Source organism: Halopseudomonas sp. T1L2 (assembly GCF_055397385.1).
Genome location: NZ_AP040865.1, coordinates 854,953 through 879,397, shown reverse-complemented (window position 1 = coordinate 879,397; position 24,445 = coordinate 854,953). Strand labels below are relative to the sequence as shown.

27 protein-coding genes and 1 tRNA gene are annotated in these 24,445 nt (G+C 56.7%); 15 read left to right on the top strand and 13 right to left on the bottom strand.

The window, feature by feature from the left end:
* The first annotated feature begins 155 nt into the window (after window positions 1-155).
* The 6 genes from ACZ5WQ_RS04225 to ACZ5WQ_RS04200 all read left to right on the top strand — a co-directional run bounded on the left by ACZ5WQ_RS04225 (window position 156) and on the right by ACZ5WQ_RS04200 (window position 4,588).
* On the top strand, window positions 156-476 hold the full coding sequence (locus ACZ5WQ_RS04225; RefSeq protein ID WP_335600994.1) for a hypothetical protein: 321 nt from the start codon (window positions 156-158) through the stop codon (window positions 474-476).
* 114 nt (window positions 477-590) lie between these two features.
* A complete protein-coding gene (locus tag ACZ5WQ_RS04220; protein ID WP_464383195.1) occupies window positions 591-1,559 on the top strand; it encodes a DUF932 domain-containing protein in 969 nt (322 codons plus the stop codon).
* A 108-nt stretch (window positions 1,560-1,667) separates the two neighbouring features.
* Complete coding sequence (locus ACZ5WQ_RS04215) at window positions 1,668-2,675, top strand: YqaJ viral recombinase family nuclease (protein ID WP_464383194.1); 1,008 nt, start codon at window positions 1,668-1,670, stop codon at window positions 2,673-2,675.
* A gap of 81 nt (window positions 2,676-2,756) precedes the next feature.
* Entirely contained in the window at window positions 2,757-3,710 is a 954-nt protein-coding gene (locus ACZ5WQ_RS04210) for a recombination directionality factor (RefSeq protein ID WP_464383193.1), read from the top strand.
* Window positions 3,711-3,741: 31 nt separating this feature from the next.
* Window positions 3,742-4,230, top strand: coding sequence for a RadC family protein (radC, locus tag ACZ5WQ_RS04205; RefSeq protein WP_464383192.1), 489 nt, complete (start codon window positions 3,742-3,744; stop codon window positions 4,228-4,230).
* Between the two features lie 25 nt (window positions 4,231-4,255).
* Window positions 4,256-4,588, top strand: coding sequence for a hypothetical protein (locus ACZ5WQ_RS04200; RefSeq protein ID WP_464383191.1), 333 nt, complete (start codon window positions 4,256-4,258; stop codon window positions 4,586-4,588).
* A 7-nt stretch (window positions 4,589-4,595) separates the two neighbouring features.
* On the opposite strand, the gene ACZ5WQ_RS04195 is transcribed toward ACZ5WQ_RS04200, so the two are convergent.
* Window positions 4,596-4,940 carry a helix-turn-helix domain-containing protein gene (locus tag ACZ5WQ_RS04195; RefSeq protein ID WP_335601000.1) on the bottom strand — a complete coding sequence of 115 codons (345 nt, stop codon included), beginning with the start codon at window positions 4,938-4,940 and terminating at the stop codon, window positions 4,596-4,598.
* A 140-nt stretch (window positions 4,941-5,080) separates the two neighbouring features.
* On the opposite strand from ACZ5WQ_RS04195, the gene ACZ5WQ_RS04190 reads away from it, so the two are divergent.
* The 9 genes from ACZ5WQ_RS04190 to umuC all read left to right on the top strand — a co-directional run bounded on the left by ACZ5WQ_RS04190 (window position 5,081) and on the right by umuC (window position 12,583).
* Window positions 5,081-5,527 carry a hypothetical protein gene (locus ACZ5WQ_RS04190; protein ID WP_285677203.1) on the top strand — a complete coding sequence of 149 codons (447 nt, stop codon included), beginning with the start codon at window positions 5,081-5,083 and terminating at the stop codon, window positions 5,525-5,527.
* A 43-nt stretch (window positions 5,528-5,570) separates the two neighbouring features.
* Window positions 5,571-5,963, top strand: coding sequence for a hypothetical protein (locus tag ACZ5WQ_RS04185; protein WP_285677204.1), 393 nt, complete (start codon window positions 5,571-5,573; stop codon window positions 5,961-5,963).
* Between the two features lie 11 nt (window positions 5,964-5,974).
* Window positions 5,975-6,238, top strand: coding sequence for a hypothetical protein (locus ACZ5WQ_RS04180; protein WP_285677205.1), 264 nt, complete (start codon window positions 5,975-5,977; stop codon window positions 6,236-6,238).
* A 348-nt stretch (window positions 6,239-6,586) separates the two neighbouring features.
* Window positions 6,587-6,991, top strand: a complete 405-nt coding sequence (locus tag ACZ5WQ_RS04175; protein ID WP_464383190.1) for an ISL3 family transposase — start codon at window positions 6,587-6,589, stop codon at window positions 6,989-6,991.
* Window positions 6,992-7,070: 79 nt separating this feature from the next.
* Window positions 7,071-7,199: a hypothetical protein gene (locus ACZ5WQ_RS04170; RefSeq protein ID WP_285677207.1), complete on the top strand. Its 129-nt coding sequence runs from the start codon at window positions 7,071-7,073 to the stop codon at window positions 7,197-7,199.
* Window positions 7,200-7,388: 189 nt separating this feature from the next.
* Window positions 7,389-8,438: a sensor domain-containing diguanylate cyclase gene (locus ACZ5WQ_RS04165; RefSeq protein ID WP_285677208.1), complete on the top strand. Its 1,050-nt coding sequence runs from the start codon at window positions 7,389-7,391 to the stop codon at window positions 8,436-8,438.
* A gap of 163 nt (window positions 8,439-8,601) precedes the next feature.
* Entirely contained in the window at window positions 8,602-10,506 is a 1,905-nt protein-coding gene (locus ACZ5WQ_RS04160) for a DUF389 domain-containing protein (RefSeq protein WP_335599948.1), read from the top strand.
* A gap of 362 nt (window positions 10,507-10,868) precedes the next feature.
* Window positions 10,869-11,312, top strand: a complete 444-nt coding sequence (locus tag ACZ5WQ_RS04155; protein ID WP_464383189.1) for a LexA family protein — start codon at window positions 10,869-10,871, stop codon at window positions 11,310-11,312.
* A complete protein-coding gene (umuC, locus tag ACZ5WQ_RS04150; protein ID WP_464383188.1) occupies window positions 11,309-12,583 on the top strand; it encodes a translesion error-prone DNA polymerase V subunit UmuC in 1,275 nt (424 codons plus the stop codon). Before ACZ5WQ_RS04155 ends, umuC begins: the two co-directional genes overlap by 4 nt.
* Here the strand turns inward: umuC and ACZ5WQ_RS04145 are convergent.
* From ACZ5WQ_RS04145 to thrS, 12 genes are all read right to left on the bottom strand, one after another.
* Window positions 12,580-13,542 carry a YagK/YfjJ domain-containing protein gene (locus ACZ5WQ_RS04145; protein WP_464383187.1) on the bottom strand — a complete coding sequence of 321 codons (963 nt, stop codon included), beginning with the start codon at window positions 13,540-13,542 and terminating at the stop codon, window positions 12,580-12,582. The two genes, umuC and ACZ5WQ_RS04145, sit on opposite strands and share 4 nt — an antisense overlap.
* Window positions 13,543-14,010: 468 nt before the next feature.
* Window positions 14,011-14,262, bottom strand: a complete 252-nt coding sequence (locus tag ACZ5WQ_RS04140; RefSeq protein ID WP_464383186.1) for an AlpA family phage regulatory protein — start codon at window positions 14,260-14,262, stop codon at window positions 14,011-14,013.
* Window positions 14,263-14,335: 73 nt separating this feature from the next.
* Window positions 14,336-15,547 carry a hypothetical protein gene (locus tag ACZ5WQ_RS04135; RefSeq protein ID WP_464383185.1) on the bottom strand — a complete coding sequence of 404 codons (1,212 nt, stop codon included), beginning with the start codon at window positions 15,545-15,547 and terminating at the stop codon, window positions 14,336-14,338.
* A gap of 1,289 nt (window positions 15,548-16,836) precedes the next feature.
* Window positions 16,837-16,913, bottom strand: a tRNA-Pro gene (locus ACZ5WQ_RS04130).
* A 77-nt stretch (window positions 16,914-16,990) separates the two neighbouring features.
* The gene (locus ACZ5WQ_RS04125; RefSeq protein ID WP_083727851.1) at window positions 16,991-17,350 is read right to left on the bottom strand and encodes a MerR family transcriptional regulator; all 360 of its coding nucleotides are present in this window, start codon (window positions 17,348-17,350) and stop codon (window positions 16,991-16,993) included.
* Window positions 17,331-17,633 (bottom strand): integration host factor subunit alpha, encoded by a 303-nt coding sequence (gene ihfA, locus ACZ5WQ_RS04120; protein ID WP_088275071.1) that lies wholly within the window; start codon window positions 17,631-17,633, stop codon window positions 17,331-17,333. The genes ACZ5WQ_RS04125 and ihfA overlap by 20 nt, the downstream gene beginning before the upstream one ends.
* Before the next feature lie 5 nt (window positions 17,634-17,638).
* A complete protein-coding gene (gene pheT / locus ACZ5WQ_RS04115) occupies window positions 17,639-20,017 on the bottom strand; it encodes a phenylalanine--tRNA ligase subunit beta (RefSeq protein WP_464383184.1) in 2,379 nt (792 codons plus the stop codon).
* 39 nt (window positions 20,018-20,056) lie between these two features.
* Window positions 20,057-21,061: a phenylalanine--tRNA ligase subunit alpha gene (pheS, locus tag ACZ5WQ_RS04110; RefSeq protein WP_228246485.1), complete on the bottom strand. Its 1,005-nt coding sequence runs from the start codon at window positions 21,059-21,061 to the stop codon at window positions 20,057-20,059.
* A 107-nt stretch (window positions 21,062-21,168) separates the two neighbouring features.
* On the bottom strand, window positions 21,169-21,525 hold the full coding sequence (gene rplT / locus ACZ5WQ_RS04105; RefSeq protein ID WP_083727855.1) for a 50S ribosomal protein L20: 357 nt from the start codon (window positions 21,523-21,525) through the stop codon (window positions 21,169-21,171).
* 32 nt (window positions 21,526-21,557) lie between these two features.
* The gene (gene rpmI, locus ACZ5WQ_RS04100) at window positions 21,558-21,752 is read right to left on the bottom strand and encodes a 50S ribosomal protein L35 (RefSeq protein WP_083727856.1); all 195 of its coding nucleotides are present in this window, start codon (window positions 21,750-21,752) and stop codon (window positions 21,558-21,560) included.
* Between the two features lie 61 nt (window positions 21,753-21,813).
* The gene (gene infC, locus ACZ5WQ_RS04095) at window positions 21,814-22,365 is read right to left on the bottom strand and encodes a translation initiation factor IF-3 (RefSeq protein WP_233049867.1); all 552 of its coding nucleotides are present in this window, start codon (window positions 22,363-22,365) and stop codon (window positions 21,814-21,816) included.
* Window positions 22,362-24,287: a threonine--tRNA ligase gene (gene thrS / locus ACZ5WQ_RS04090; protein ID WP_338213571.1), complete on the bottom strand. Its 1,926-nt coding sequence runs from the start codon at window positions 24,285-24,287 to the stop codon at window positions 22,362-22,364. Before thrS ends, infC begins: the two co-directional genes overlap by 4 nt.
* Window positions 24,288-24,445: the final 158 nt, after the last annotated feature.

Genomic DNA, 24,445 nt, shown 5'->3' with positions numbered 1-24,445 from the left:
TCGCACGCACTAGCAGCTAGAACCGTTGCAGTGAGCACAAGCATTGCGTCCCTTCGTGGTCCCGTTTCCATTCGAATTTTCTTCAACCCTACATAACTCCCACGAGCCTACCCCAGCCAGTCCGCTCAACTGGCCTGCCTCGTGAGGAATTCTCTATGTCCAAATCCTGTCCGCGCTGTCGCTCGCAGCGCGTGGTGTACTGCCATTACGGCAAGCGTATCGGTGGCACCGTAGGCACCGTGGCTGGTGCGTTCAGTGGTGCAGCAGCCAGTTCTGCTTCAGGTGCCGCAGCCGGTCTGCGCATCGGCATGCAGGTCGGTGCGTCTGGCGGCCCTGCTGGGATTGGTGCCGGCGCAGTGCTTGGTGCCATCACTGGTGCATTTGCTGGTTGCATCGCCGGGCTGCGCTTAGGCCAAGTGCTCGATGAGCAACTGCTCTGCCGTTTCCGCTGCCTCGACTGCAACGCGCACTTCTGATCCCCGCCCTTCTCGCTTTCTTTGTACTTCCCCGTCTCGCTTTGCCCCTTTCTCATTGTCTTTTACCGCCTGGGCTCTGCTGCTCGGGCGGTCTATGCCGTTTTGGAGGTATCCATGGCACATCAAGTTGAAAACATGGCCTACGTTGGCACCACACCCTGGCATGGCCTGGGTAGCAAGCTGTCCCGTCATCAACCGCTGGAGGTCTGGCAGCATGAAGCCGGGATGAACTGGCACATCGAAGAGTCGCCGGTTCGCTTTCTGTCGGACTCGGCAGCGCACCTAGGCAGCATCCATACCTTCCCTGAGCAAAAGGTGCTCTACCGCTCTGACACCAAGGCCCCGCTTTCAGTGGTCTCGCAGCGCTACAAGGTGGTACAGCCGTTCGACGTGCTGGAGTTCTACCGGGATCTGACCGAGTACGCTGGCTTTGAGTTGGAGACCGCCGGGGTGCTCAAAGGTGGTCGCAAGTTCTGGGCGCTGGCCCGGACGGGGCAAGCCTCAGTGCTCAAAGGCAATGACCTGGTCAACGGCTACCTGCTGTTGGCCACGTCCTGCGATGGCACGCTGTCGACCGTCGCCACACCGACGACAGTACGGGTGGTCTGCAACAACACCCTGGCGATTGCCGTGGACGGTGCTGCCGAGTCAATCAAGGTGCCGCACAACACTGAGTTCAACGCCAAGGCGGTCAAACGCCAGCTCGGGATCTCGGTCGCTCAGTGGGATGACTTCATGTACCGCATGAAGCATTTGTCCCAGCGCAAGGTGAACACCGGTGAAGCGCTTGGCTACTTCCTGCGGGTAATCTGCGACACCGAGCAGGACGTAGAGGATCGTCGCGAGCTCACCCAGCACCGCGCCCTACAGAAAGTGCAGGATCTGTACGCCGGCAAAGGGCGCGGCTCGCAGTTGGCGTCGGCACAAGACACCGCATGGGGCTTGCTCAATGCGGTGACCGAGTACGTCGACCACGAGAAACGTGCTCGCAGCATTGATCACCGGCTGGACTCAGCCTGGTTTGGTCAAGGTGCCACCCTGAAGCAGAAAGCCCTGGATCATGCCCTGGAGCTGATCGCCTGAGCTTCTCGCCTCATTTGTCTGCTTCTCTCTTCAATCCCTTCATCTACTTACTCGCCTGAGCCCGATCAGTGTCTGCTGGTCGGGCTTTTGTGCGTCTGGAGTTTGCTTATGAACACGCATCAAACCACACCGGCCACTGGCACCAACAAAGCAGGCCGTGGCGTCCTGCGCCTGGTTAGCACCAAAGACCTCTCTCGCAACGACTGGCTGGACGTGCGCAAACGCGGTATCGGCAGTTCGGATGCAGCAGCCGCTATCGGTCTCAACCCTTACAAATCCCAGCTGGAACTCTGGCTGGAGAAAACCAACCGTGACGTAGGCCTGGCCAAACCCAACCCGGATGACGACACCACCCCGGTGTTCTGGGGTGTGGTGCTGGAGCCGGTTGTCGCTTCCCAGTACCAGCGCCGCACCGGCAACAAGGTGCGCAAGGTCAATGCCGTACTGCAGCACCCGGACGTGCCCTGGATGCTGGCTAACATCGACCGAGAGGTGGTTGGCAGCAACGAGGTCCAGATCCTCGAATGCAAAACCGCCGGTCTGAACGGAGCTCGCCTGTGGCGCGACGGTGTGCCGAAGTACGTTGAGGTGCAGGTCATGCATCAGTTGGCTGTCACTGGTAAGCAAGCGGCGGATGTAGCCGTGTTGCTCGGCGGTCAGCAACTGGAGGTCTATCGCATCGAACGTGACGAGGCGTTGATTGAGCAGTTGATCGCGTTAGAACGCCAGTTCTGGCATTACGTTGAGACCGACACTCCACCACCAGCGGATGGGTCGGATTCGGCAGAAGCGGCGCTGCGTCTGCTCTACCCCGCTGACGATGGCGAGCAGCTGGATCTTTCCGCTGATACAGCCCTGTCGGAAGCGTTCGATGAGCTCAAGCAGGTGCGCTTATCCCTGAGTGATTTGGGCAAGCGCGAAGCCGAGCTCAAACAGTCACTGCAGCAGGCCATGGGCAGTGCCAGCAAGGCGCTCTTCGCCAGCGGCAGCATCAGTTGGAAGAAGTCCAAGGATGGGACGGGCATCGACCTCGACGCCCTGTTCAAGGACCACCCTGCACTCAAGACGCAGTACCAGATCAACAAGCCCGGCAGCCGGCGCTTTCTGGTCAGTTGATTTGTTTTATCTCCCATCACACCCCTTCAGGCCGACTGCCGCTATGGCGTCGGCCTTTTTGTTTCTGACAGGAGCATTCCCATGATCAAAGGCCTGGCAATCACCCCGCCCGTGCTCGGGCGTATCTCCATCGGCAAAGTGGTCGAGAAGAACGGCAAACGCCTGCCGGAGAAAGACGACCAGTTCACCATCACCTCACAGGTGCAGACCCGCGATGGCTGGCTGCCCCATCCACTCGATGAACTGTTGCGCAAGGAACAAGGCGGCAAGATTCGCAGCATCCCGGTGCGCTTGCTGTTCAACGATCCGGAGCTGAACTTCCGCGCTGAATACAGCCTGTTTGACCGCAACAGTGGCCGGCCACTCTGTGTCGGTAACGGGGAGTCGTGCAAGCGCTCGACCGCCGAAGGCATTCAAAGCCTGCCCTGCCCCTCGCCGGATGGTTGCCCGCTGGCACCTGGTGGCAACTGCAAGCCTTACGGTCGTTTGAACGTCGCCATTGGCGATGACGATCCGCTGGGCAGTTTTGTGTTTCGCACCACTGGCTATAACAGCATCCGTACTCTGTCGGCGCGACTGAGTTACCTGCAGGCCTTGTCTGGAGATCGGCTGGCGTGCCTGCCGCTGGAGCTTCGTCTGCGAGGCAAGTCGACCCGGCAGAGTCACGGTGCACCGATCTACTACGTGGATCTGACCCTGCGTAGTGGCCTGAGCCTGGAAGAAGCCCTCTCTCAGGCACACCAGCTAGATCAATCAAGGCGCGATGCCGGCTTTGATCAACAAGCACTCGATGCCGCCGCACGCATGGGTCTGGTCAATGGGGCCTTTGAAGACAGTGAAGAAGACTCGCATCTGGTACTGGAGGAGTTCTATCCAGAGCAATCGGTCGTTGAGTCAGCGCCAGCAGCTACGTCTCAGAAGCCCGCGCCGCAGTACAGCAGCCGTCGAAGCCGCAACGGTAAGCCGACCCTGCACGACCTGATTCTCGAACGTACTCACAACCTGCAACAAGCCAATCCACCCGCCAGCGCCTGAGCGGGTGGTTTTTCTATATCCGGAGATCACCATGACCAACTCACCAGCGCCATCGGCCCTGATGCCGACAGCAGGCATTGAACTGTCCGAAACCGAAGTCCTGAGCTGGGCCCAGTCGATTCTGGAAGCCCGCTTTCATCGCAGTAACTACCTGACTAGCCCGAACCTGGTCCGCGACTACCTTGTGTCTCAACTGGCCCACGAGGAGCGAGAGGTGTTCGGCATCATCCTGCTCGATAGCCAGCATGGAGTGCTGCGCTTTGAACGGTTGTTCTACGGCACTATCGACAGCGCCAGCGTCTATCCCCGAGAAGTCGTCAAAGCGGTACTCAATGCCAATGCCGCAGCCGTCATTCTCGCCCACAACCACCCAAGCGGTGTGCCTGAGCCCAGCCAGGCCGACCGCACACTGACCACCCGCCTACAAACCGCCCTGCAAACCATCGACGTACGTCTGCTCGATCACCTGGTGATTGGTGGCACGACAGCGGTGAGTTTTGCCGAGCGCGGGTTGATCTGAACGCAGCCGTAAAGGAGATCCAGCAATGATAAAGACCTGCACCATCTGCAACAGCGCCACACTGGTTCATCGGCAGAACCTACGCACCCTGGCCGTGATGGCCGGGGTGCTGGATGTGCTGTTGCGTATTCATGTTGAGCGCCAGCAAGACGCGCCGACCAACAACTCACCGTGGGAGCCGCTAGGAAAGCTGGTGGCATTACTGGCAGAGCCAACGCCCTTGCTGACAGAAGGTACGGCTCAAGGCGAGGCACTGGCCGACAACGTGGCAAAGCACTGGCTCGGCACCTTCGACAGCCTGTGCCTGAACTGCGGCTTTTTACTGATGGATGAGCCCGACGACCCAACGCCGGGGTAATGCTCGGTTATTTAGTTTTCAGGCGCTCGGTCAGTTGCGCTACCAGACGCATGACCAGCTCCCGATCTGCGGTGTCCAGTGGCTCCAGCATGCTGCGCAGGTTACGCACCTGATCGTCGACGTGCGGGCTCCCCTCTGTCAGCAGATCCACCGCTTCACAACCAAATAGCGCAGCCAACTCATAAAGGCGGGCAACCGATGGCATAGCAATGCCCCGCTCCATCCGCGAGACCGCCTCAATGCCGATACCCAACTTGCCGGCAACACCGTCCTGCGTCATCCCCGCATCACTGCGCTTTTGCGCAATCGCCCGACCGATGCTCGCGGTCAGGGCGTTTTTTGGTTTGGCCATACCCCCTCCTATCCGACCTGAATGGTTGGGCATCGACCGATTGACATGAAGGACTTGAAACGATGAAAATCAACTCCAAAGGTAGATTTGACGCCAATTTCTACGCTTTGACTCCACTAATTAGAAAAGGAAAGGACGCCATGAAGCACTCTCTCCGCGCCAGCGCGCTGCTCAGCGTATTGGCTTTCAGCAGTATTCCCGCCACGGCAGCCGAGTGGACCAGCGGCTACGGCATGGGCACGACCGAGTACACGGTCACCGATGAATCCGGGAACGAGCTGTACATCGCCTGCCCTGGCAGCGACGGTGAATATGTCCATGCCTACGCCAAGATCCACGGGCAGTCCTACAGCTCGAAGAACGATCCCGGTTTCAACGTCATCCTCGATGGCACCGAGTACGGCAACCCGTTCGACACCATGTGCCGCATCTGCGGTCAATCTTTCCCGAGCTTCTGGGAGCACCTGCGAACAGCCCAAACCCTGCAGATCAGCCAGGACGGGCAAACCGTCACGCTGCCCACGACCGGCATAGACGTACTTAAGCCGCTCAACCACCCGGAAAACACCTGCCAGTCCGCCTGGTGACCAGGCGCACCTATTCCAATAACGCTCAAAAGGAGCCCGCTGTATGGAACAGAACAATCTCGACCGACGAGATCCCCAGGACGACGAAGACGATTACATCGACGACACCTTGCCAGTCCCAGTCAAAGTGCTCGGCTGGGCGCTGGCAGCCTTTGCCTTCGCCATCTTCGCTGTAACGTTCAACAACTCCGGCATGGTGCTGCGTGCTGGCTTTTTCGCCAAAGCCTTCGCGGTATTGGTGGGCACCTTACTCGGCTGGGGCGGTGCGCTGCTGGGTGATGCCATCTGCCGCTTTGCGCGGCCGTCTGCCGTGTTCACTACCGGCGGGTTCTTCAGCCTGGTGTTCACCAAGCTGTTTTGGATCGCGGGTCCTCAGCTGATCGGCATGGGTATTGGCGTGATGCTAGGCATGTCCCAGGTCCTGTCCCGCATATAAGGAGCAAGGATGTGAAAAATAAACTATTGGCGGTATTGGCACTGAGCGTACTGGCATCGGGCTGTTCTAGCCCGGAAGACAAGATGCGCGGGGAGTTTCTCTCAGGCTGCGCTCAAGGTGGTGCAGGTAAAGAGGTATGTAGCTGCGTGTTTGACAAGGTGATTCAGGAATATGACCTGTCCTACCTGGAACGCGTAAAACGCACTGGCGCTCCGAGCGAGGAGTTCATAAGGTTCAACGTGCAAGCCACGCTGCAGTGCAGCGGGGTCTACTGAGCATAAGCACCTCAGAGGCCTTCGGGCCAGACTGGGGTGTTTTTTTTATTTATGAAAGTGCGTCAAAGCAAGAAACTTAGTCATTCACTGAGAACAAGAAAAAACGGTTCTTCGCGGATTATCGGGAACTGAAGATAACGGCGGCGAGTCAGGTCAAAGCCCCTGCTCGACTGCTGCCTCTCAACCAAGTCGCAGAGCTCCTATAGCTGCACTGGAAAACGATCAAGGCGATCGACCACCAACATAGTGCCCGAGAGGTGCGGGCGCCGGATCTGAGCAGGGTACGTCGTCTGATCATGGACGAGTTTGCCCTCTACAAGGGTCATCGCTGCGCCATTGAGGTTATATGTGCTAACACACAGCACGTGCATTGGGTCGGCGAGGGACCTGGAAGTCCAGCGCCGCTGCCCGAGCGATACGGTCGTCTACGATCTCTTCCACGTCGAGGCCAAGTTTGGTCGAGAGGTGATCGACCGTGTCCGGGTCGATCAAGCCAATCAGTTGCGTGAGGATCGCGCTGTGCGACGAGTGATCAAACGCAGTCGTTGGCTGCTATTGCGAAACCGCGACAATCTGAGTGACGAGCACGCGATCAAACTCGACGAGTTACTTACGGCCGGCGCCCCTCTGGGCACGGCGTATTTGCTCAAGACTCAGCTAAGAGGGCTCTGGTACGCGCCGGATGAGAATGAAGCGACCCGGCGCTGGAAGAAGTATTGCCGCACGGCCATCGAAAGCGCATCAAACCGCTGATCGCCTTCGCCAAGCGCCTACCTCCGAGGCATAATTAGCAGCGCGCTTTTATCGACTCAACGCCAGCGTACCCGAAGGAGTGAACAACCGTATCAACGTCACCAAACGCATGGCCCACGGCTGTCGCGATAGCGACTACTTTTTCCTGAAGATCAAGAAGGCAAAGGTATGCACAAAGACGGTATCGATCAGGTTTGCCCAAGCCTAGGACGAGCAACTACGATACTAGGGGCGAATAATACTATACTGCTATCAACCGCCTAAGATCCAAAGGTTCCTCCGCTCCAAGCTAGAAATCCAAGTACAACGGCCGAACGCCATATTTGCTGGCAGTCAAATCAGCTCATAATCTAATTTGACTGTGGGGCTCTATCGTCTAACGAGAGGATGAGCTGTAATGAACCAGACATCGACACTTCAACTAAAAATCTCGTCAAACGCCCAAGGACTGGAGCAGCTTACCCGCCCAATGCTGAGGTTGCTAAGCCAGGTGACCGGGATGGAATCCACCTATCTCACGATCATCGATATTGATCGTGGTCGTCAGTATGTCCAATATGCGCTGAATGAGGGATCGATGGTCATTCCTGAAGGGCTGAGCGTGCCCTGGGAAGATACGTTGTGCAAACGGGCTATCGAAGAGAATCGTCTCTACTCCGACGACGTCTCTGAGTGTTGGGGTGACTCAGACGCTGCCGCAGCGCTGGGAATCAAGACCTACTTAAGCACCCCCATCCGCTCAAAAACAGGCAGGCTACTCGGCACGGTATGCGCTGCCAGCAGCAGGCAAGTCCCTGCTCAACCTGACGTAGAAATATTGCTGCCCTTACTATCCGAGCTGCTGACCTACGCACTGGAACGAGAGCGCCTGATCGATGAATTGAGAGAAAGAAACGCCGCGCTAGCGAATTTGGCGTTGACCGACTCATTGACTGGCCTGCCAAATCACCGAGCCCTCCAAAGCGACCTGGAGCATCTGCTGGCATTGGCGGCCAGAGAACACAAATATGCGCTTTTGAGCGTTATCGATCTGGACGACTTCAAGCAGGTGAATGACACCTACGGACATCTCGCCGGAGATCACCTACTGAAAACGGTCGCGGAGAACCTTCAAAACAGTCTCAGGAGCAGCGATATCGTAGGGCGTGCCGGAGGAGACGAGTTCATCGTCATGGCATTGGGGCCAGCAATGAACCAGAACGACGTGGACAACGAAGTCCGTTCGGCATGCGAGGCCCTGCAGAACCGGCTCACATCGGCAACGCAAGGCCCCTTTACACTGGAGGACGGGGAGCGTATCCCCTATCCCGGAGCGAGCGTTGGCGTTGTAGCACTTACGCCGGACAGTACATCCGTTACCGAAGCGCTGGAGCAGGCAGATAGGGAGATGTACCGAGTAAAACACGCTCGTAGAGATCTGCTCACGGGTAGCACTGCAAACCCGTAGCAGATACCTGCAGCGATCAGGGCCTGGAACAGCGCCACCCCATTCACTCGCGCTTGGCCATCACGCATAATTACTCGCTCCCCCCAAAAAGCCATTTGGACCTACCCACGTGACACTTCATCAACAGGTTCTGCTTGTTTACCCCGCTTCCCACGAAGCGCGGATGCCGGATATTCGCGCCTTTGCGGCAGAGCGCGGGATTTTGCTCCACGAATTTAACAAGGAGCGCTTTCTGACTGAGCCGGAACGAAGCCTGCAAAACGCCGAGCATGTTGTTGTCGTTGTTGAAGATGAGGACATCAGCGAGTACGTCAATCTGGCTAAACGCCTGAGTTTCTCGTTAGGCATCATACCGGCCAACCCTGGAAGCCGCCTGCACCGCTGGTTCGGCCTACCCTCGAAGCGCGATGAGGCTCTGGCGCTGGCTTTTTCCATCAGTTCTAGTGCGTTGGATGTGGTGCGCTGCAATAACGAAATCGTGCTGGGCATGATGATGCTGGGTGCAACCCCATTTCTGGACCAGCGCAGCAAGAGATACCAGAACCGGAGGATCTCTCACTGGCAACATCTGCTGTACTGGCTGGCTCTGATCTGGAGCAGCCTGCGCAACCTGCTGGAAATCAAGCCGTTCCCGATTACCCTGACGACAGGCAAGGACGTCGTCCTGAAGACAGCCATCACAGGACTGGTCTCAATCGAGAATGAATTCAACAGCGCAGCAGCCAAGCTGATCAATACCAGTATCTCAGCGCAAGATCGCAAAATCTCGACCATCGTTATCGCGCCAAAGTCGGTGGTCGAGTATGTCGCCTTCCTGTTGATGGCCGTCATCAAAGGCGAGAAAGGAGTAAAACGCCTGCCAGCGGCAGTCAGCTACATAAAGAGCCAATACCTCAAACTGGAATCGCCACGGCCTTTCACATACTACATTGACGGCCGTAAGCGGCATGCAGACTCAGTGGAACTGGAGCTGTATCCAGAAGCTGTACGCATCAATACAGGCCAGATCCTTCAAGCTAACCAGCCAAGCAGACAGGAAAGCAAAGACACGATGAGGGTCGATAACCTGCCGACCAATGAGAGTCGCTTGCAGATGATCGAACGCCACCTGCCATTGTTCACCCGAGCCCTGGAGGAGGATTTCAAGGACCTGTTCTTGCTACTGCGGGAAAACGCCCAAGCTCGCGCACATTACATCGCGCTGATGATTCTTAGCGTGGTGGTGGCTAGCTTCGGCCTGTTCTTATCCAGTGCAGCGGTGATCATCGGGGCCATGGTACTGGCACCTTTGATGGCACCGATTATCTCACTGGCGATGGGCCTACTACGTGGCGACCGCACCCTGCTCGATCGTTCACTGCTGACCATTGGGATTGGGGTGTTACTCGCTCTCGGCACAGCATCGCTAATTGCGCTTCTCATCCCCATTGATCGCATCACTCCCGAAATGGCTGGGCGATTGCACCCTAACCTTCTGGATCTGGGAGTGGCAATCGCGTCCGGCATTGCCGGCGGCTATGCGCATGCGCGCGAAAACGTCATGAAAAGCCTGCCCGGGGTGGCAATTGCCGTTGCGCTGGTCCCACCACTGTCGGTCGCAGGCATCGGTATCGGCTGGTGGCAGTGGGAAGTTTTTAGCGGCGCACTGCTGTTGTTTATAACGAACCTGGTCGGCATTGCCCTAAGTGCCGCATTGACCTTTCTGGTACTGGGCTATGCACCACTGATACGCGCAAAGCGTGGGCTGGTAATTTCGACGGCGCTGTTACTCGTGGTATCGATTCCTCTGACATTGGCCTTTATCGACATGAACCGCCATTGGCAATTCGAGCGAGACTTGAGTCGCAATGGCCTGCTGATCAACAACAAGCCCATCAATTTTGGTAATTTGCAGATCAACCGTCAGGGCGGTAGCTTGCTGGTCCGCGGCGACCTTATCTCTGAGGAGTGGCTCCATCGCAGCGATCTTGAACGACTGCGTATTCAACTGGAAGATAAATGGGGGTTGCCGGTCTCACTGGAATTGGGCGCTCGCCTGAGTGTAGGAGACAAATCGAGTAGTCAATGAGCACGTAAGCACCACCACAGCGAACAAAGTGGGCTGAGATACGTGCTGATTGACTAATTAGCAGCCAGCCCCGGCTCACTCACGCGCAGGATGTTGCTCGCTTGCTCTAGCCGCGGCCGAGAATGTAGCCTCAAGCCGATCCACGTATCCCGCTGCCAATCTGCATTCAGCAGTTCGGCATCCAAATTCAGTACGGCGTGAGCCCGCACAAACAAAACCTGCCCTCTCAACGCCCGACTCTGAGTGCTATTTAGCGCAGAAGACGCGAGCAGGAAGCCAACCGCCGCGCTGAAACAAATTAGCGCTTGAGCAGACGTCCAAAGCCGTAATACTGTATTTATATACAGCTACCAGATTTCAGAATGTCAAACGCCACCTTCATCGCCATGCTCACACCATCAACCCACCTGATCAGTCAGTTCGACGCGTCGGTGCCCGCTGGCTTTCCCAGCCCTGCACTCGATCACATGGAACAGAAACTGTCACTGGACACCCTACTGGATGTGCATGCACCGCACACCTATCTGGTCAGAGTGTCAGGCAACAGCATGACGGGAGTGGGTATTCATGACGGCGATGTGCTGGTGGTGAGCCGGGCCCTTAATGCAGGTCATGGCGACATTGTGGTTGCGGCAGTGAATGGAGAAGTGTTCGTCAAACGCCTGCATCGCCAACGCCATCAAGTCATCCTGCTATCGGAAAACCCCGATTACGCCCCCCGCTACATTCTCGAGGGCGATGAACTGCTGATCTGGGGCGTGGTGCGCAACAGCATTCGCTGGTACAGCACCAGTGACAAGGCATGAATAAGAGCTACGCACTGATCGACTGCAACTCCTTCTATGCCAGCTGTGAACGGGTATTTCGCCCTGACCTGGCCCGAACGCCTATTGTGGTGCTGAGCAACAACGATGGCTGCGTGATCGCTCGCAGCGCCGATGCAAAGCCCTACGTTGCCATGGGTGAGCCGTTTTTCAAGATAAAGGATACATTGAAGCAATACGGCATCCTGGCCTTCAGCAGCAACTACGCCCTCTATGGTGACATGAGCGAGCGTGTCATGAGCCTGCTGGAGTCGCGGCTGCCGGCAGTTGAGGTGTACTCCATTGATGAGGCGTTTGCTGACCTGACCGGCCTGCCGGAACCGTTGCTCCAACTTGGACACGATATCCGCGCCGAAGTACTGCAGAAGACTGGTATCCCGGTCGGTGTAGGTATCGCCCCCACTAAGACGCTCGCCAAACTCGCCAATGCTGCAGCAAAACGCTGGCAAAGACAGACTGGTGGGGTGGTAGATATACGGGAGCCGCATAGGCGTGATCGCTTGCTGCAGGTCATGGCTGTTGGTGAGGTCTGGGGAATCGGTCGCCGACTGCAGGCGCATCTGGCGGATATGGGCATCAAGTCAGCGTGGGATCTCGCCAAAGCTGATCCCCGTCTGCTGCGCAAGCGCTTCAGCGTGGTAGTGGAGAAGACAGCTCGCGAGCTTTTCGGTGTCGCCTGTCTAGAAATGGAGCCTCAAGCGCCAGCCAAACGAGAAATCTGCTGCAGCCGTTCCTTCGGTCATCGTGTCCACGCGCTGGATGAACTGCGGGAGGCCGTAGCCACTTACGCCACCCGAGCTGGAGAGAAACTCCGTCAGCAGCAGTCCCTCTGCAGCTTGCTGCACGTGGGCATCCGAACCGGCCTATTCAACACCAATGAGGAGCGCGTATCTCTGAGCGTGACTTGCCATCTGCCCTACCCAACAGATGATACCCGCCTGCTGGTTAAATCAGCCATCGCCGGCCTGGATCAGATCTACAAGGCAGGCCCAGCCTACGCCAAGGCATCCGTCATGCTCATGGACCTGTGCCAACGCAATGAATACACCCCTGACCTCTTCGCACCAACTCAGCCAGCAGGTACCGACCAGTTGATGCAGACGATGGATCAGATCAATCAACGCTGGGGCAAAGGGACTATCCGCCCTGGACGTGTTCCCACCCAGTCAGAATGGCAAATGCAACGCCAGCTCCTGAGCCCTGCATTCACCACCAGGCTTGATCAACTATGGACGGTACGGGCTGGCAGCTAGCGTATGCATCCCGTCCGATACGTTCTGGCACCAGCAGGCTTGATCCTGAGGTGCTGCCCTTTGTCCTTCACCAGGTAGGTCATCAGCTCCATGACTGCGTAGCGTCCTTTCTCATCACTGCGCTGAAACATGCCAGTGCCTCTATCCTCATCGCTACCGCCCCTTTTTACCCATTCCATGCCGCTGTCATGCCAGTACCCTCGACCCTTGGTAATCGCTTCCCATAGCTCACCGATACGCTCCGCTACGTGAAACTGACGAAAACGCTCTGACCCATTGAAGAAGAATGCTGCATGGATGTGAAACCCCCGATCCTCGCCCTGCTCTACCCGAAAGATGTAGCCCACCAGATGGTCAAAGGCGGGATTGGTCCTGCGAGCCCTGACCAGCTCGTTCATGTCAGCAAACACCTGCTCGACGGTGAGTCGCAGTCTGGCGGACTCCCGGTAGTAGAAGTTCAGCCTCAGCACCAACGTCCTGGCGTAACGAGCCATCACCTTGTTGACTAGCTCTCGCACCTCCTCACTCTGCCGCTTGGCCTGGTATCGACGGTCTGCACACCTGCGCTTGTACCGTTCACGCTTACTCAACTCACGGATACGGTCTAGCAGCAGGTTCATCGTCTCAGGTTCTGACAGGTAGCTACCGCCAACCTCTGGATCAGGACAGGTGTATCTATCCTCGTCGTACTCCAGCCTGATGTCCTGGCAAGCGTCGTAGAACAGTTCCAGGTTCTCGCTGTGGTCGTAATCCACTCGACCATCGAACAGAGCGAGCATTTGACTGAGGTAGTCCAGATCCGCCCCTAGCATCGTCTTGCGGTATGGCCTGTCTGGACGTGATTGTGGGATGTAGGCCGATTCACCTCTGCGTAGAGCATCGTCTACGAGCTGATCGATCTTGAAGCTGACTTCTGCTTGGGAAATGGTGGGTGTGTAGTCGTTGAATGTGTAGTGCATGGTATGTCTCCTGTTGAGGTACATACCACTGGTGAGAAGAGTATTTTTTTACCTGAATGCAGTTCTGATACCTGGTTGATCTGTAGGGTATCGATGTCCTGTCTATGGCTCTGTAGGTGTATGGGATAGCCTTGCCAGCACTATCAGGCGAATACTGCTTATAGAGTATATAAATAGATCCCGATCCCGACCGACAGCCGATGCCCAGCGTAGCAAGCACTCTGGAGGAAAAAGTCACGATGGGGCGGAGCAAAACCTGACGAACACTCACTGACAAGTTAGCTGATGTGACACGTACAGCAGCGCCACCACCTGAGGCTAGGGCAGCGCTTGAGGATAACTTGGTGTTACGCCGCCCCGCCGAAACACACGGTCATTCGAGCGGGCGCAGTTCAGCCCAGTAATGCCCCAACACGACGTCATAAAAGCCACGACGGACACTGGCCCGTCGTGGCTTTTATGACGGCACTACCCTGCTACGCTTAAGCGTTGAGGCTTGAGCGCACCATCCAAGCTGACATCTCGCTCCTCAATTCTGGCCAAGACCCAATCAAAGACCTCGGAATCAACCCATCCGACACCTCTGGTGTTGAGCCCTTCATGCCCATTGGGTGCCAAATTCACCGGCTTCGGGAATATCCCCTCCCCGATGTACTTATAGATGGTGGAGCGTGCAAGACCCGTGGTGTCGATTACGTCTTTAAGTCGCATGATCTTCATGAGCAATCTCCTCTGTTAGCTCAGAGGATGTGGCGAAGCAGTATTAAATAACCGCCCGTCCATCTGCCTTGACTCAAACGCCTCTGCCTCGCGGGGGAGCTGTAAGCAAAAGCGCTGAAACCACACCATGATTTGGCACCAATGCGCGGATGCAAACCCAATACGCTTCCTGCTCAAACACGAATGGAGTTATCTGCAAGCGATTAAACTTCAGGTCGCTTAGACCAGGCACACTCAGCCAGTGCTTGGCCATGCACGCGACCTCAAGAACGAAACGCGCTAGCTCATCATGAAGTACGTCCAACATTGCAGGAGTCCAGCCCGCCATGCCGTCAGTACAGTCAGAGGACACCAGAAACGTGTTTACCATATCAGCGATCTCATGATCGCAGGCGAAACTGGCATAAAACGCCTCTGGGGAATCAAGCTCGTTCCAGCGTGAGGAAAGCAATATAGATGCACTGTCTAGCAAGCTACGCATCAAAGCAGGAACTTCAGAGGCCCGCAGCTCGGAGATGAACCGGCATGCCAGCAAAAGCTCTTTCTCGCTCAAGATCGCGCTGAACCTGTCGCAGGTTGCCTCGAAATACAGGCTCAACCTGCTTGGGTGTTTCGGAGCTCCCAGAGCGTCCAAATCAAGAAAAAAAACAGAATGTCGTTTTGCTGGCCTGAACCACCGACTGCTAACCCCTGGAACGACACTCAATACCCCCTCAGCCGACGCATCCCGAATATGGCTCCGAAGCCGAGATACAGAAAGTGCGCAAAGTGTTCGCAATGAAACAAACTCTTCTCCGCGCACCCTCCCAAGCGAGTCGCTGAAGGCAACGAGGATCACTAATACCAAGCGCATCGAAGGAAGCATACTTTCAGACTTCGTCCGCCTCGGCGGGCACTTATGAGCCGCCGCCCGGATAACGGATAGATCTTGCCGGACAAACCCGCCTGGGGCCAGTCCACCTAACAACAACAGTTGGATCAACTCGCTCTGCCCATCCCAACACTCCCCTCCAATTGAGTCACCGACCTCTGACTCAACCCTATATATCCTCACAGGCTTGGCATCTTCTGGATGAGTTTTACCTAGAGCCGAGACAAGCCCCGCACCTTCCAGCCTGACAAGACCAGAGGAAACCAAGTAAGGCGAGACAGATAACCTTTTGGACAGCTGTTCTACGGTAAAGCCGTCATCAGGCGCATGGCACAGCGCAGCAGCAAGCAACAAGAATCGCTCGTTGCATGTTAAGCCACGCTTTTCTATGAGAGCAAAGAAATCTTCAAGCATGCCATGCAGTATCTAGAATATTCGCCTAAATAACACCTGTTTATTTTTATATCACAATTAACGTAATCATTACGACATCATAACGGCATGATATCGTAATGATTCTAAATGCAACCCATAACAACTCATGGGCATCAGCGAACGTAACGAGGAGGAATACATGGCGAGGAAGCGGGCCCCAGGGTTCTCCTGGCTAGATCTCGAAGATATGGATCAATTCACCTGGGCAATTCAGTACGTCAAAGAGCGGAGAAGAAGCCTCCAGCGGTACTCACGCCACCTCGAATACAGCAAACACGGATACCGTGACTTGGAGATCATTGGAGAGGACTTTGAGCGAGTAATAGACAGGCGCGGACCGCACGCGGCTGTGCTTGAGAAGTTTTTTCAAGACATGAAGGCAGCTGCTCGAGCCGCCAAGACACGCAAAAAACAAAGAGAGCAAGGAGCCAGAAAAGTCACAATCAGCAAAGAGGCCGGCGACCAACTAGCAGGCTTAGCTAGCGTCGCAGGGGCAAGCGAGAGCGCCATACTCGAAAAGCTGATCCAGCAAGCTTTTGTGCGCAAGGCACGAACCGAGCCACGCCTACAGGAAGTCCCGCCAACGCAAGAAATCGAAGCCGCCCTTGAAGCAACGCATCCTGCCCAGCCTCAACAGCAGATACCACTACAGACAAACCAACAGCGTCCACCGCGTGCGAGCAGCTACGTGCGCAGAACTCATCCAGAGAATGCAAGAGGTATGGATCGCGATAACGCTGCCTGGATCACGAACGATAATACTCCCGCACTCTATAGACTAATCACACGGGCCAGACTCATCGCACGGGTGACACAAGCCCCCCACAGCGACGACGCATACGAAATAAGGTCAGAAGACACCCCACTTGAGCTAAACGACTCACACTTGACCGTAGAAGGAGACAGGCAACCCCAAGCCACTTTCAACCCAATAGGAGCCCCAACACCACCGCCAGCCACTGGAAGTAACCTTGAGGCCAACACCACATGCGAACAGGACCGATCGCCCGGGCAAGCAATCAAAGCAAAGACGAAAGACCATCGAACTACCCCACGCAGGCAAGGAGCCGCCTCTAACCGCAAGCGCGGCCGAAAGCGTGGCCGAAAGCGAAAGTAAACCAGGAATCAAAGCCAAGAAAACACAGGCAAAAGGACGGCAGGAAAGACAACGAAAAATAATACAAAATTCGGTGGGGCAAAAAGTGGGGCAAAAATTCCAGACAAATAAAAAGGGGCTAGACCGTATCGATCTAACCCCTTGATTTTATTGGTCGGGACGGAGTGATTCGAACACTCGACCCCTTGCACCCCATGCAAGTGCGCTACCAGGCTGCGCTACGCCCCGACGATGCTTCGGTTTGTCTGCCGAAGCGGGTCGCATAATACATTAACTCCCTGAAATGAGAAAGTTTTTTTTCAGTATCAGCGAACCCGAAGAACGTTGAGCACTTCCTCCAGCTCGGCAATGGTCTGGCGGATCAGTTGCTTGTACTGGGTGAGATCTTCACGGGCTTCTTCACCGGACAGGCGCTGGCGTGCGCCGCCGATGGTGAATCCCTGATCGTACAGCAGAGCACGAATCTGACGGATCATGAGCACATCCTGACGCTGATAGTAGCGACGGTTACCCCGACGCTTGACCGGCGACAACTGGGGAAACTCCTGTTCCCAGTATCGCAGAACATGGGGCTTTACTGCACACAACTCGCTCACCTCACCAATGGTGAAGTAGCGTTTACCGGGGATCGCCGGCAGCTCGTCGTTATGGCTGGGTTCCAGCATACGCTTCTACTCGTGCCTTGAGTTTTTGTCCCGGGCGAAAGGTCACCACCCGCCTGGCGGTAATGGGGATCTCTTCGCCTGTTTTCGGATTTCGGCCGGGGCGCTGACGTTTATCGCGCAAATCGAAGTTGCCGAATCCGGACAACTTGACCTGTTCATTGGCTTCCAGTGCGTTACGAATTTCTTCGAAAAACAACTCGACCAACTCTTTGGCTTCGCGCTTGTTGAACCCTAACTCTTCGTACAGCCGCTCAGCCATTTCCGCTTTTGTCAGAGCCCCCATTTCACCTATTTCCTTAGCGTGGCGTTAAACCCTTGCTCCAAGGACTGCAGCACTCTGTCCATGACAGCATTCACCTCATCATCGGTAAGAGTGCGTGACGAATCCTGTAACGTCAAGCCGATTGCCATGCTTTTTCTATGAGGATCAATACCTTTGCCCTCATACACGTCAAACAACCTGAGGTTTTTGAGATGTTCGCCGGCCGCTTGGCGAATGGCACCGAGCAGATCCTGGGCCAATACCTCGCGGTCCACAACCAGTGCGATATCCCGTCTGACCTCAGGGAAGCGGGACAATTCACCAAAGCGCGGCAGCTCGCCCTGACAGATCTTCGCCAATGCCAACTCGAACACAAATACCGGCCCATTGAGGTCAAGATCCTCAACCAGCTGCGGGTGCAGCGCACCGATCAGGCCTACCTGCTCTTCACCATTGAGGATCCCGGCAGACTGGCCAGGATGCAGCGCAGGGTGGGCCACCGGTGCGAAGCGGAAGCTGACGCCGGCGGCACTCTGCGCCAGGATGGCTTCAACATCAGCCTTGACGTCGAAGAAGTCGACCTTCTCTGCCCCGTTCGCCCAGCCCTCAGGTTGACGGCTGCCAGTAACAATACCGGAAAGCATGACTTCCTGACGCAGACCATCTGCGCACGGAATGAAGCGCTGGCCGCTCTCGAACAGCCGCACCCGGCCTTGCTGCCGATTCTGGTTGTACTGCACCGCCTTGCACAGGCCCGGCCACAGGGAGGGACGCATGACTGCCATGTCACTGGAAATCGGGTTGGCCAGCGCCAGGGGTTCGATCTCCGGCTCGAACTGCTTGCTCAGGCCCGGCTCGATGAAGCTGTAAGTAATGGCTTCATGGTAGCCACGGGCGACCAGCAGGCGACGCAGCACGGTCAGCTCGCCGCGGGCCTCCGGCTTGCCAGCCAGACTGAGGGCTGCGGTTGGCGCGCTGACCGGCAGGCGGTTGTAACCATACAGGCGAGCCAGCTCTTCGATCAGATCCACTTCGATACTGATATCGAAGCGGTGACTGGGTACATCGATCTGCCACTGGCCATTACCAATCGCGGTAACGCCCAGCCCAAGACCGGAGAGATAACCGACCACGTCGGCCTCACCCATCTGCATGCCGAGCATCTGGGTGATGCGGTCATTGCGCAAGGTGATTTGCTTGAGTGAGGGCAATGCGCCCTGCTCGACCGCCTCGATGACCGGACCCGGCTCACCACCGACGATCTCCAGGATCAGGGCCGTCGCACGCTCGATGGCCTCACGCTGCAGTTGCCAGTCAACGCCTCGCTCAAAGCGATGCGAAGAGTCGGTGTGCAGGCTGTAGCCACGCGCCTTGCCGGCGATGGCGATGGTGTCGAAGAAGGCGCTTTCCAGGAACAGGTCCCGGGTGTTTTCGCTGACGCCACTGTGCTCACCACCCATGATGCCGGCCATAGCCAGCGGGCGTTCGTGGTCTGCAATCACCAGGGTATCTGCACGCAGGCTGATTTCCTGGCCGTCCAGCAGTACCAGCTTCTCACCCTCTTCCGCCATGCGCACGCGAATGCCGCCCTTGATCTCGGCCAGATCGAAGGCATGCATCGGCTGTCCCAGCTCAAGCATCACGTAGTTGGTGATGTCGACCACTGCATCAATACTGCGAATATCGCTGCGACGCAGACGCTCAACCATCCACAGCGGCGTTGGGCGTGACAGATCAACGTTGCGGATAACCCGCCCCACATAACGCGGGCAGGCTTGAGCAGCGACCAGCTCAACCGGGCGCACCTCGTCATGGACGGCTGCGATCGACTCAACCTTGACACGGCAAACCTCGGCGCCATAGTTGGCGCCTACTTCACGGGCCAGACCGGCGATAGACAAGCAATCGCCACGGTTCGGCGTCAGGTCGACTTCGATGATAGCGTCGTCGAGGCCAAGGTACTCGCGTACGCTCTGACCGACAGGGGCATCAAGCGGCAGCTCATAGAGGCCGTCGTGGTCTTCTGAAATCTGCAGCTCGGCAGCCGAGCACAGCATGCCGAAGGATTCGACACCGCGCAGCTTGGCCTTCTTGATCTTGAAATCTTCGCCCAGTACCGCGCCCACCATGGCAAACGGGATCTTAATGCCGGCGCGCGCGTTGGGTGCGCCGCACACCACCTGGAACTCTTCGCTACCATTGCTGACGCGGCATACGCGCAGCTTGTCGGCATCGGGATGCTGCTCGGCACTGAGAATCTCGCCCACCACAACGCCGGAGAACTCACCGGCTGCCGGGGTAACGCTGTCTACTTCGAGTCCGGTCATGGACAGGCGCGCTACCAGTTCGTCACGGGAAACGTCAGGGTTTACCCAGGTGCGCAGCCACTGTTCACTGAATTTCATTATCGATTCCTGCTGTCAAAAGGGTTGCGGATGCGGCGCTCAACGGAACTGCTCAAGGAAACGCAGATCGTTGTCGAAGAAAATGCGCAGATCGCCCACGCCATAACGCAGCATGGTCAGGCGCTCGACGCCCATCCCGAAAGCAAACCCCTGGTATTTCTCCGGGTCGATACCGGACATGCGCAGCACCTCCGGGTGCACCATGCCGCAACCCAGGACTTCCAGCCAGTCGGCCTTTTCTTCACCGTTCTTGACTACGCGGCGGCGAATATCCACCTCGGCGGAAGGTTCGGTGAAGGGGAAGAACGACGGGCGGAAACGGACTTCGAGATCAGCCTCGAAGAACTCGCGCAGGAACTGCTCAATGGTGCCCTTCAGATCGGCAAAGCTCACACCCTCGTCAATCAGCAGACCTTCAACCTGATGGAACATCGGCGAGTGGGTCTGGTCGGAGTCGCAGCGGTACACGCGACCCGGACAGATGATGCGAATCGGCGGCTGCTGGCTCTCCATGGTACGTACCTGAACCGGCGAGGTGTGAGTACGCAGCAGGGTGTTGGCATTGAAGTAGAAGGTATCGTGCATGGCACGCGCCGGGTGGTGACCCGGAATATTCAGCGCCTCGAAGTTGTGGTAGTCGTCTTCCACTTCCGGGCCTTCCGCGACGGTATAACCGACGTGGGCAAAAATCTGTTCAATCCGCTCCATGGTGCGGGTAACCGGGTGCAAACCACCGGTAGTCTGACCACGGCCAGGCAACGTGACATCCACGCGCTCGGCAGCCAGACGGGCATTCATCGCAGCGCTTTCCATCTCGGACTTACGTCCATTGAGCACGCTCTGAACCTGCTCTTTGGCCTGGTTGACCAGCGCGCCAACCTTGGGACGCTCCTCGGCCGGAATGTTGCCCAGGGTCTTCATCACCTGGGTCAGCTCGCCCTTCTTGCCAAGATACTGAACGCGGATATTCTCCAGCGCAGCCACATCAGCTGCCTGTTTGATTGCCTCAAGTGCTTGTGCGACCAGGGCGTCGAGGTTTTCCATCAACACGTACTCCAGAAACAAAAATAGGGGAAGAGCTTTGAGGCTCTTCCCCTATCATTGACGTTGCCAGCCGCGCCCGAAGGCGCGGTGATTGTCGTAACGAGGGCTTAAGCCAGGCTAGCCTTTGCTTTTTCGACAATCGCGGTAAACGCCGCTTTTTCGTTCACGGCCAGATCGGCCAGAACCTTACGATCGATCTCGACGGACGCCTTTTTCAGGCCAGCGATCAGGCGGCTGTAGGACAGACCGTTCTGACGAGCACCAGCGTTGATACGGGCAATCCACAGCGCGCGGAACTGACGCTTGCGCTGCTTGCGGTCACGATATGCGTACTGACCAGCTTTGATAACCGCTTGCTTGGCAACGCGGAACACGCGTGAACGCGCGCCGTAGTAACCTTTAGCCAGCTTGAGAACTTTCTTGTGACGCTTGCGCGCCATGACACCACGTTTTACACGAGCCATTGCTTTCTTCCTCTAACCTGTAACCTTGATGATTAACGCAGACGCAGCATGCGCTCGACTTTTTGGACGTCAGCAGCGTTCAGCTGCGAAGTGCCGCGAAGTTGACGCTTACGCTTGGTGCTCATCTTGGTCAGGATGTGGCTCTTGAAAGCATGCTTGTGCTTGATGCCGTTCCCGGTTTTCTTGAAGCGCTTGGCAGCGCCACTTTTGGTCTTCATCTTTGCCATGTTCAGTTACTCCAAATTGAAGTGCATCAAATAATCGCAAGGCCTGGCGTTGCCCTGGAGATTACTTTTTCTTTTTGGGGGCGATGACCATCATCAGCTGACGACCTTCCATCTTCGGGTGCTGTTCCACGGTGCCGTATTCAGCAAGGTCGGTTTCGACCCGCTTCAACAACTCCATGCCCAGCTCCTGATGGGCCATTTCGCGACCACGGAATCGCAGGGATACCTTGGCCTTGTCCCCGTCAGAGAGGAAACGAATCAGGTTGCGAAGCTTGACCTGATAGTCACCCTCTTCCGTCCCTGGACGAAACTTGATTTCCTTGATCTGAATCTGCTTCTGATTCTTGCGCGCTGCGGCTTGCTGCTTCTTCTTTTCGAAGATGTGCTTGCCGTAGTCCATGATGCGGCACACGGGCGGTGCCGCATCGGGAGAGATTTCAACCAGGTCCAGCTTGACTTCTTCAGCTGCGGCCAGCGCTTCCTGAATGGATACGATGCCGATCTGCTCGCCATCTGCTCCAATCAGGCGCACTTCGCGCGCCGTGATGTTTTCGTTAATCGGCGGGCGTTGTGCGGCTCTTTTGTCTTGTCTCATCTCGCGTTTAATCTTTATTGCTCCGAATTCGGGCGGCCTCGTTGTGCCACAGCGCGAGATAGGAAATCAGCGAACTCGGTTACAGTCATTGAACCCAGATCTTTACCCTCTCGCGTGCGCACGGCCACGGTGTGCGACTCGACTTCCCGATCACCTACAACCAGCAGGTAGGGAGTCTTGTGCAAAGTATGCTCGCGGATTTTAAAGCCGATCTTCTCGTTTCTCAAGTCCGCAACCACTCTATACCCCATATCCTTCAGGGATTTCTCGACTTCACTGCAGAATTGGGCCTGATTATCGGTGATATTCAGTACCGCTGCCTGCGTCGGCGCGAGCCATGCCGGGAAGTCGCCGGCGTAATGTTCGATCAGAATACCGATAAAACGCTCGAACGAACCGAGGATCGCACGGTGCAGCATGACCGGGGTCTTGCGCGCACCATCTTCGGCGACGTACTGGGCGCCCAGACGGCCCGGCAACATGAAGTCCAGCTGCAGAGTACCGCACTGCCAGACCCGACCGATACAGTCACGCAGGGAGAATTCGATCTTCGGACCGTAGAAAGCGCCCTCACCCGGCTGCAAATCCCACTTCAGGCCCGCTTCATTAAGTGCATCCTCTAGACCTTTTTCGGCGCGATCCCACAATGCGTCATCACCAACCCGGCTTTCCGGACGAGTGGACAGCTTCAGCTCAACGTCGTCAAAGCCGAAATCCCGGTAGACCTGCAGCGTCAGCGCGATAAAGTCGCTGGCTTCCTTCTTGACCTGCTCATCGGTACAGAAGATATGCGCATCGTCCTGGGTAAAGCCACGCACGCGCATCAGACCGTGCAGCGAACCGGAGGGCTCATTGCGATGACAGGAGCCGAACTCGGCCAGACGCAGCGGCAGCTCGCGGTAGCTCTTCAACCCCTGGTTAAAGACCTGAATGTGACACGGGCAGTTCATCGGCTTGACCGCGTAGTCACGGCTTTCCGACTCGGTGGTAAACATGTTCGCCGCGTAGTGCTCCCAGTGACCGGAACGCTCCCACAGCACGCGATCAACCACCTGAGGCGTCTTGATCTCTTTATAACCGGCGTCCAGCTGGACCTTGCGCATGTACTGTTCAAGCACCTGGTAGATAGACCAGCCATTGGGGTGCCAGAACACCATGCCCGGCGCTTCTTCCTGGGTGTGGAACAGGTCCAGACGCTTGCCGATCTTGCGGTGATCGCGCTTCTCGGCCTCTTCCATACGCTGGATGTAGGCTGCCAGCTGCTTCTTGTCCGCCCAGGCAGTGCCATAGATACGCTGCAGCTGCTCATTCTTGGCATCGCCGCGCCAGTAGGCACCGGAGATACGGGTCAGCTTGAACGCTTTCAGAAAGCGCGTGTTCGGCACGTGCGGGCCGCGGCACATGTCGACATATTCTTCGTGGTAGTAGAGGCCCATGGCCTTTTCGTCCGGCATATCCTCAACCAGACGCAGCTTGTACTCCTCACCACGGGACTCGAACACCTTGATGACCTCATCACGCGGGGTCACCTTTTTAATCACGTCGTAATTGGTGTCGATCAGCTCGGCCATACGCTTTTCGATGGCGGCCATGTCTTCCGGCGTAAAGGGGCGCTCAAAGGAGATGTCGTAATAGAAGCCGTCATCGATAACCGGACCAATAACCATCTTGGCGCTCGGATACAGCTGCTTGACTGCATGACCCACCAGGTGAGCACAGGAGTGACGAATGATTTCGACCCCTTCCTCGTCCTTGGCGGTAATGATCTGCAGGGTCGCGTCCTGCTCGATCAGATCACAGGCGTCGACCAGACGCCCATCGACTTTGCCGGCAATGGTTGCCTTGGCAAGGCCGGCACCAATGGACTGCGCAACGTCTGCAACGGAAACGGGATTTTCAAAAACGCGCTGACTGCCGTCAGGAAGAGTAATTACGGGCATGTGCCTCTCCTTCTCAGTGGTGACCCCTACGCAAGGCCACGTGATGGATGAACCGCCCCAGCGACTCGCCGCAGTCAGACCGGCATCACGATTGCCGGCAGCCCTTGCGGGCTACTGCAGAAGCACCTGAAGCGGTGCAGAAAGAAAAAAACCCGGCC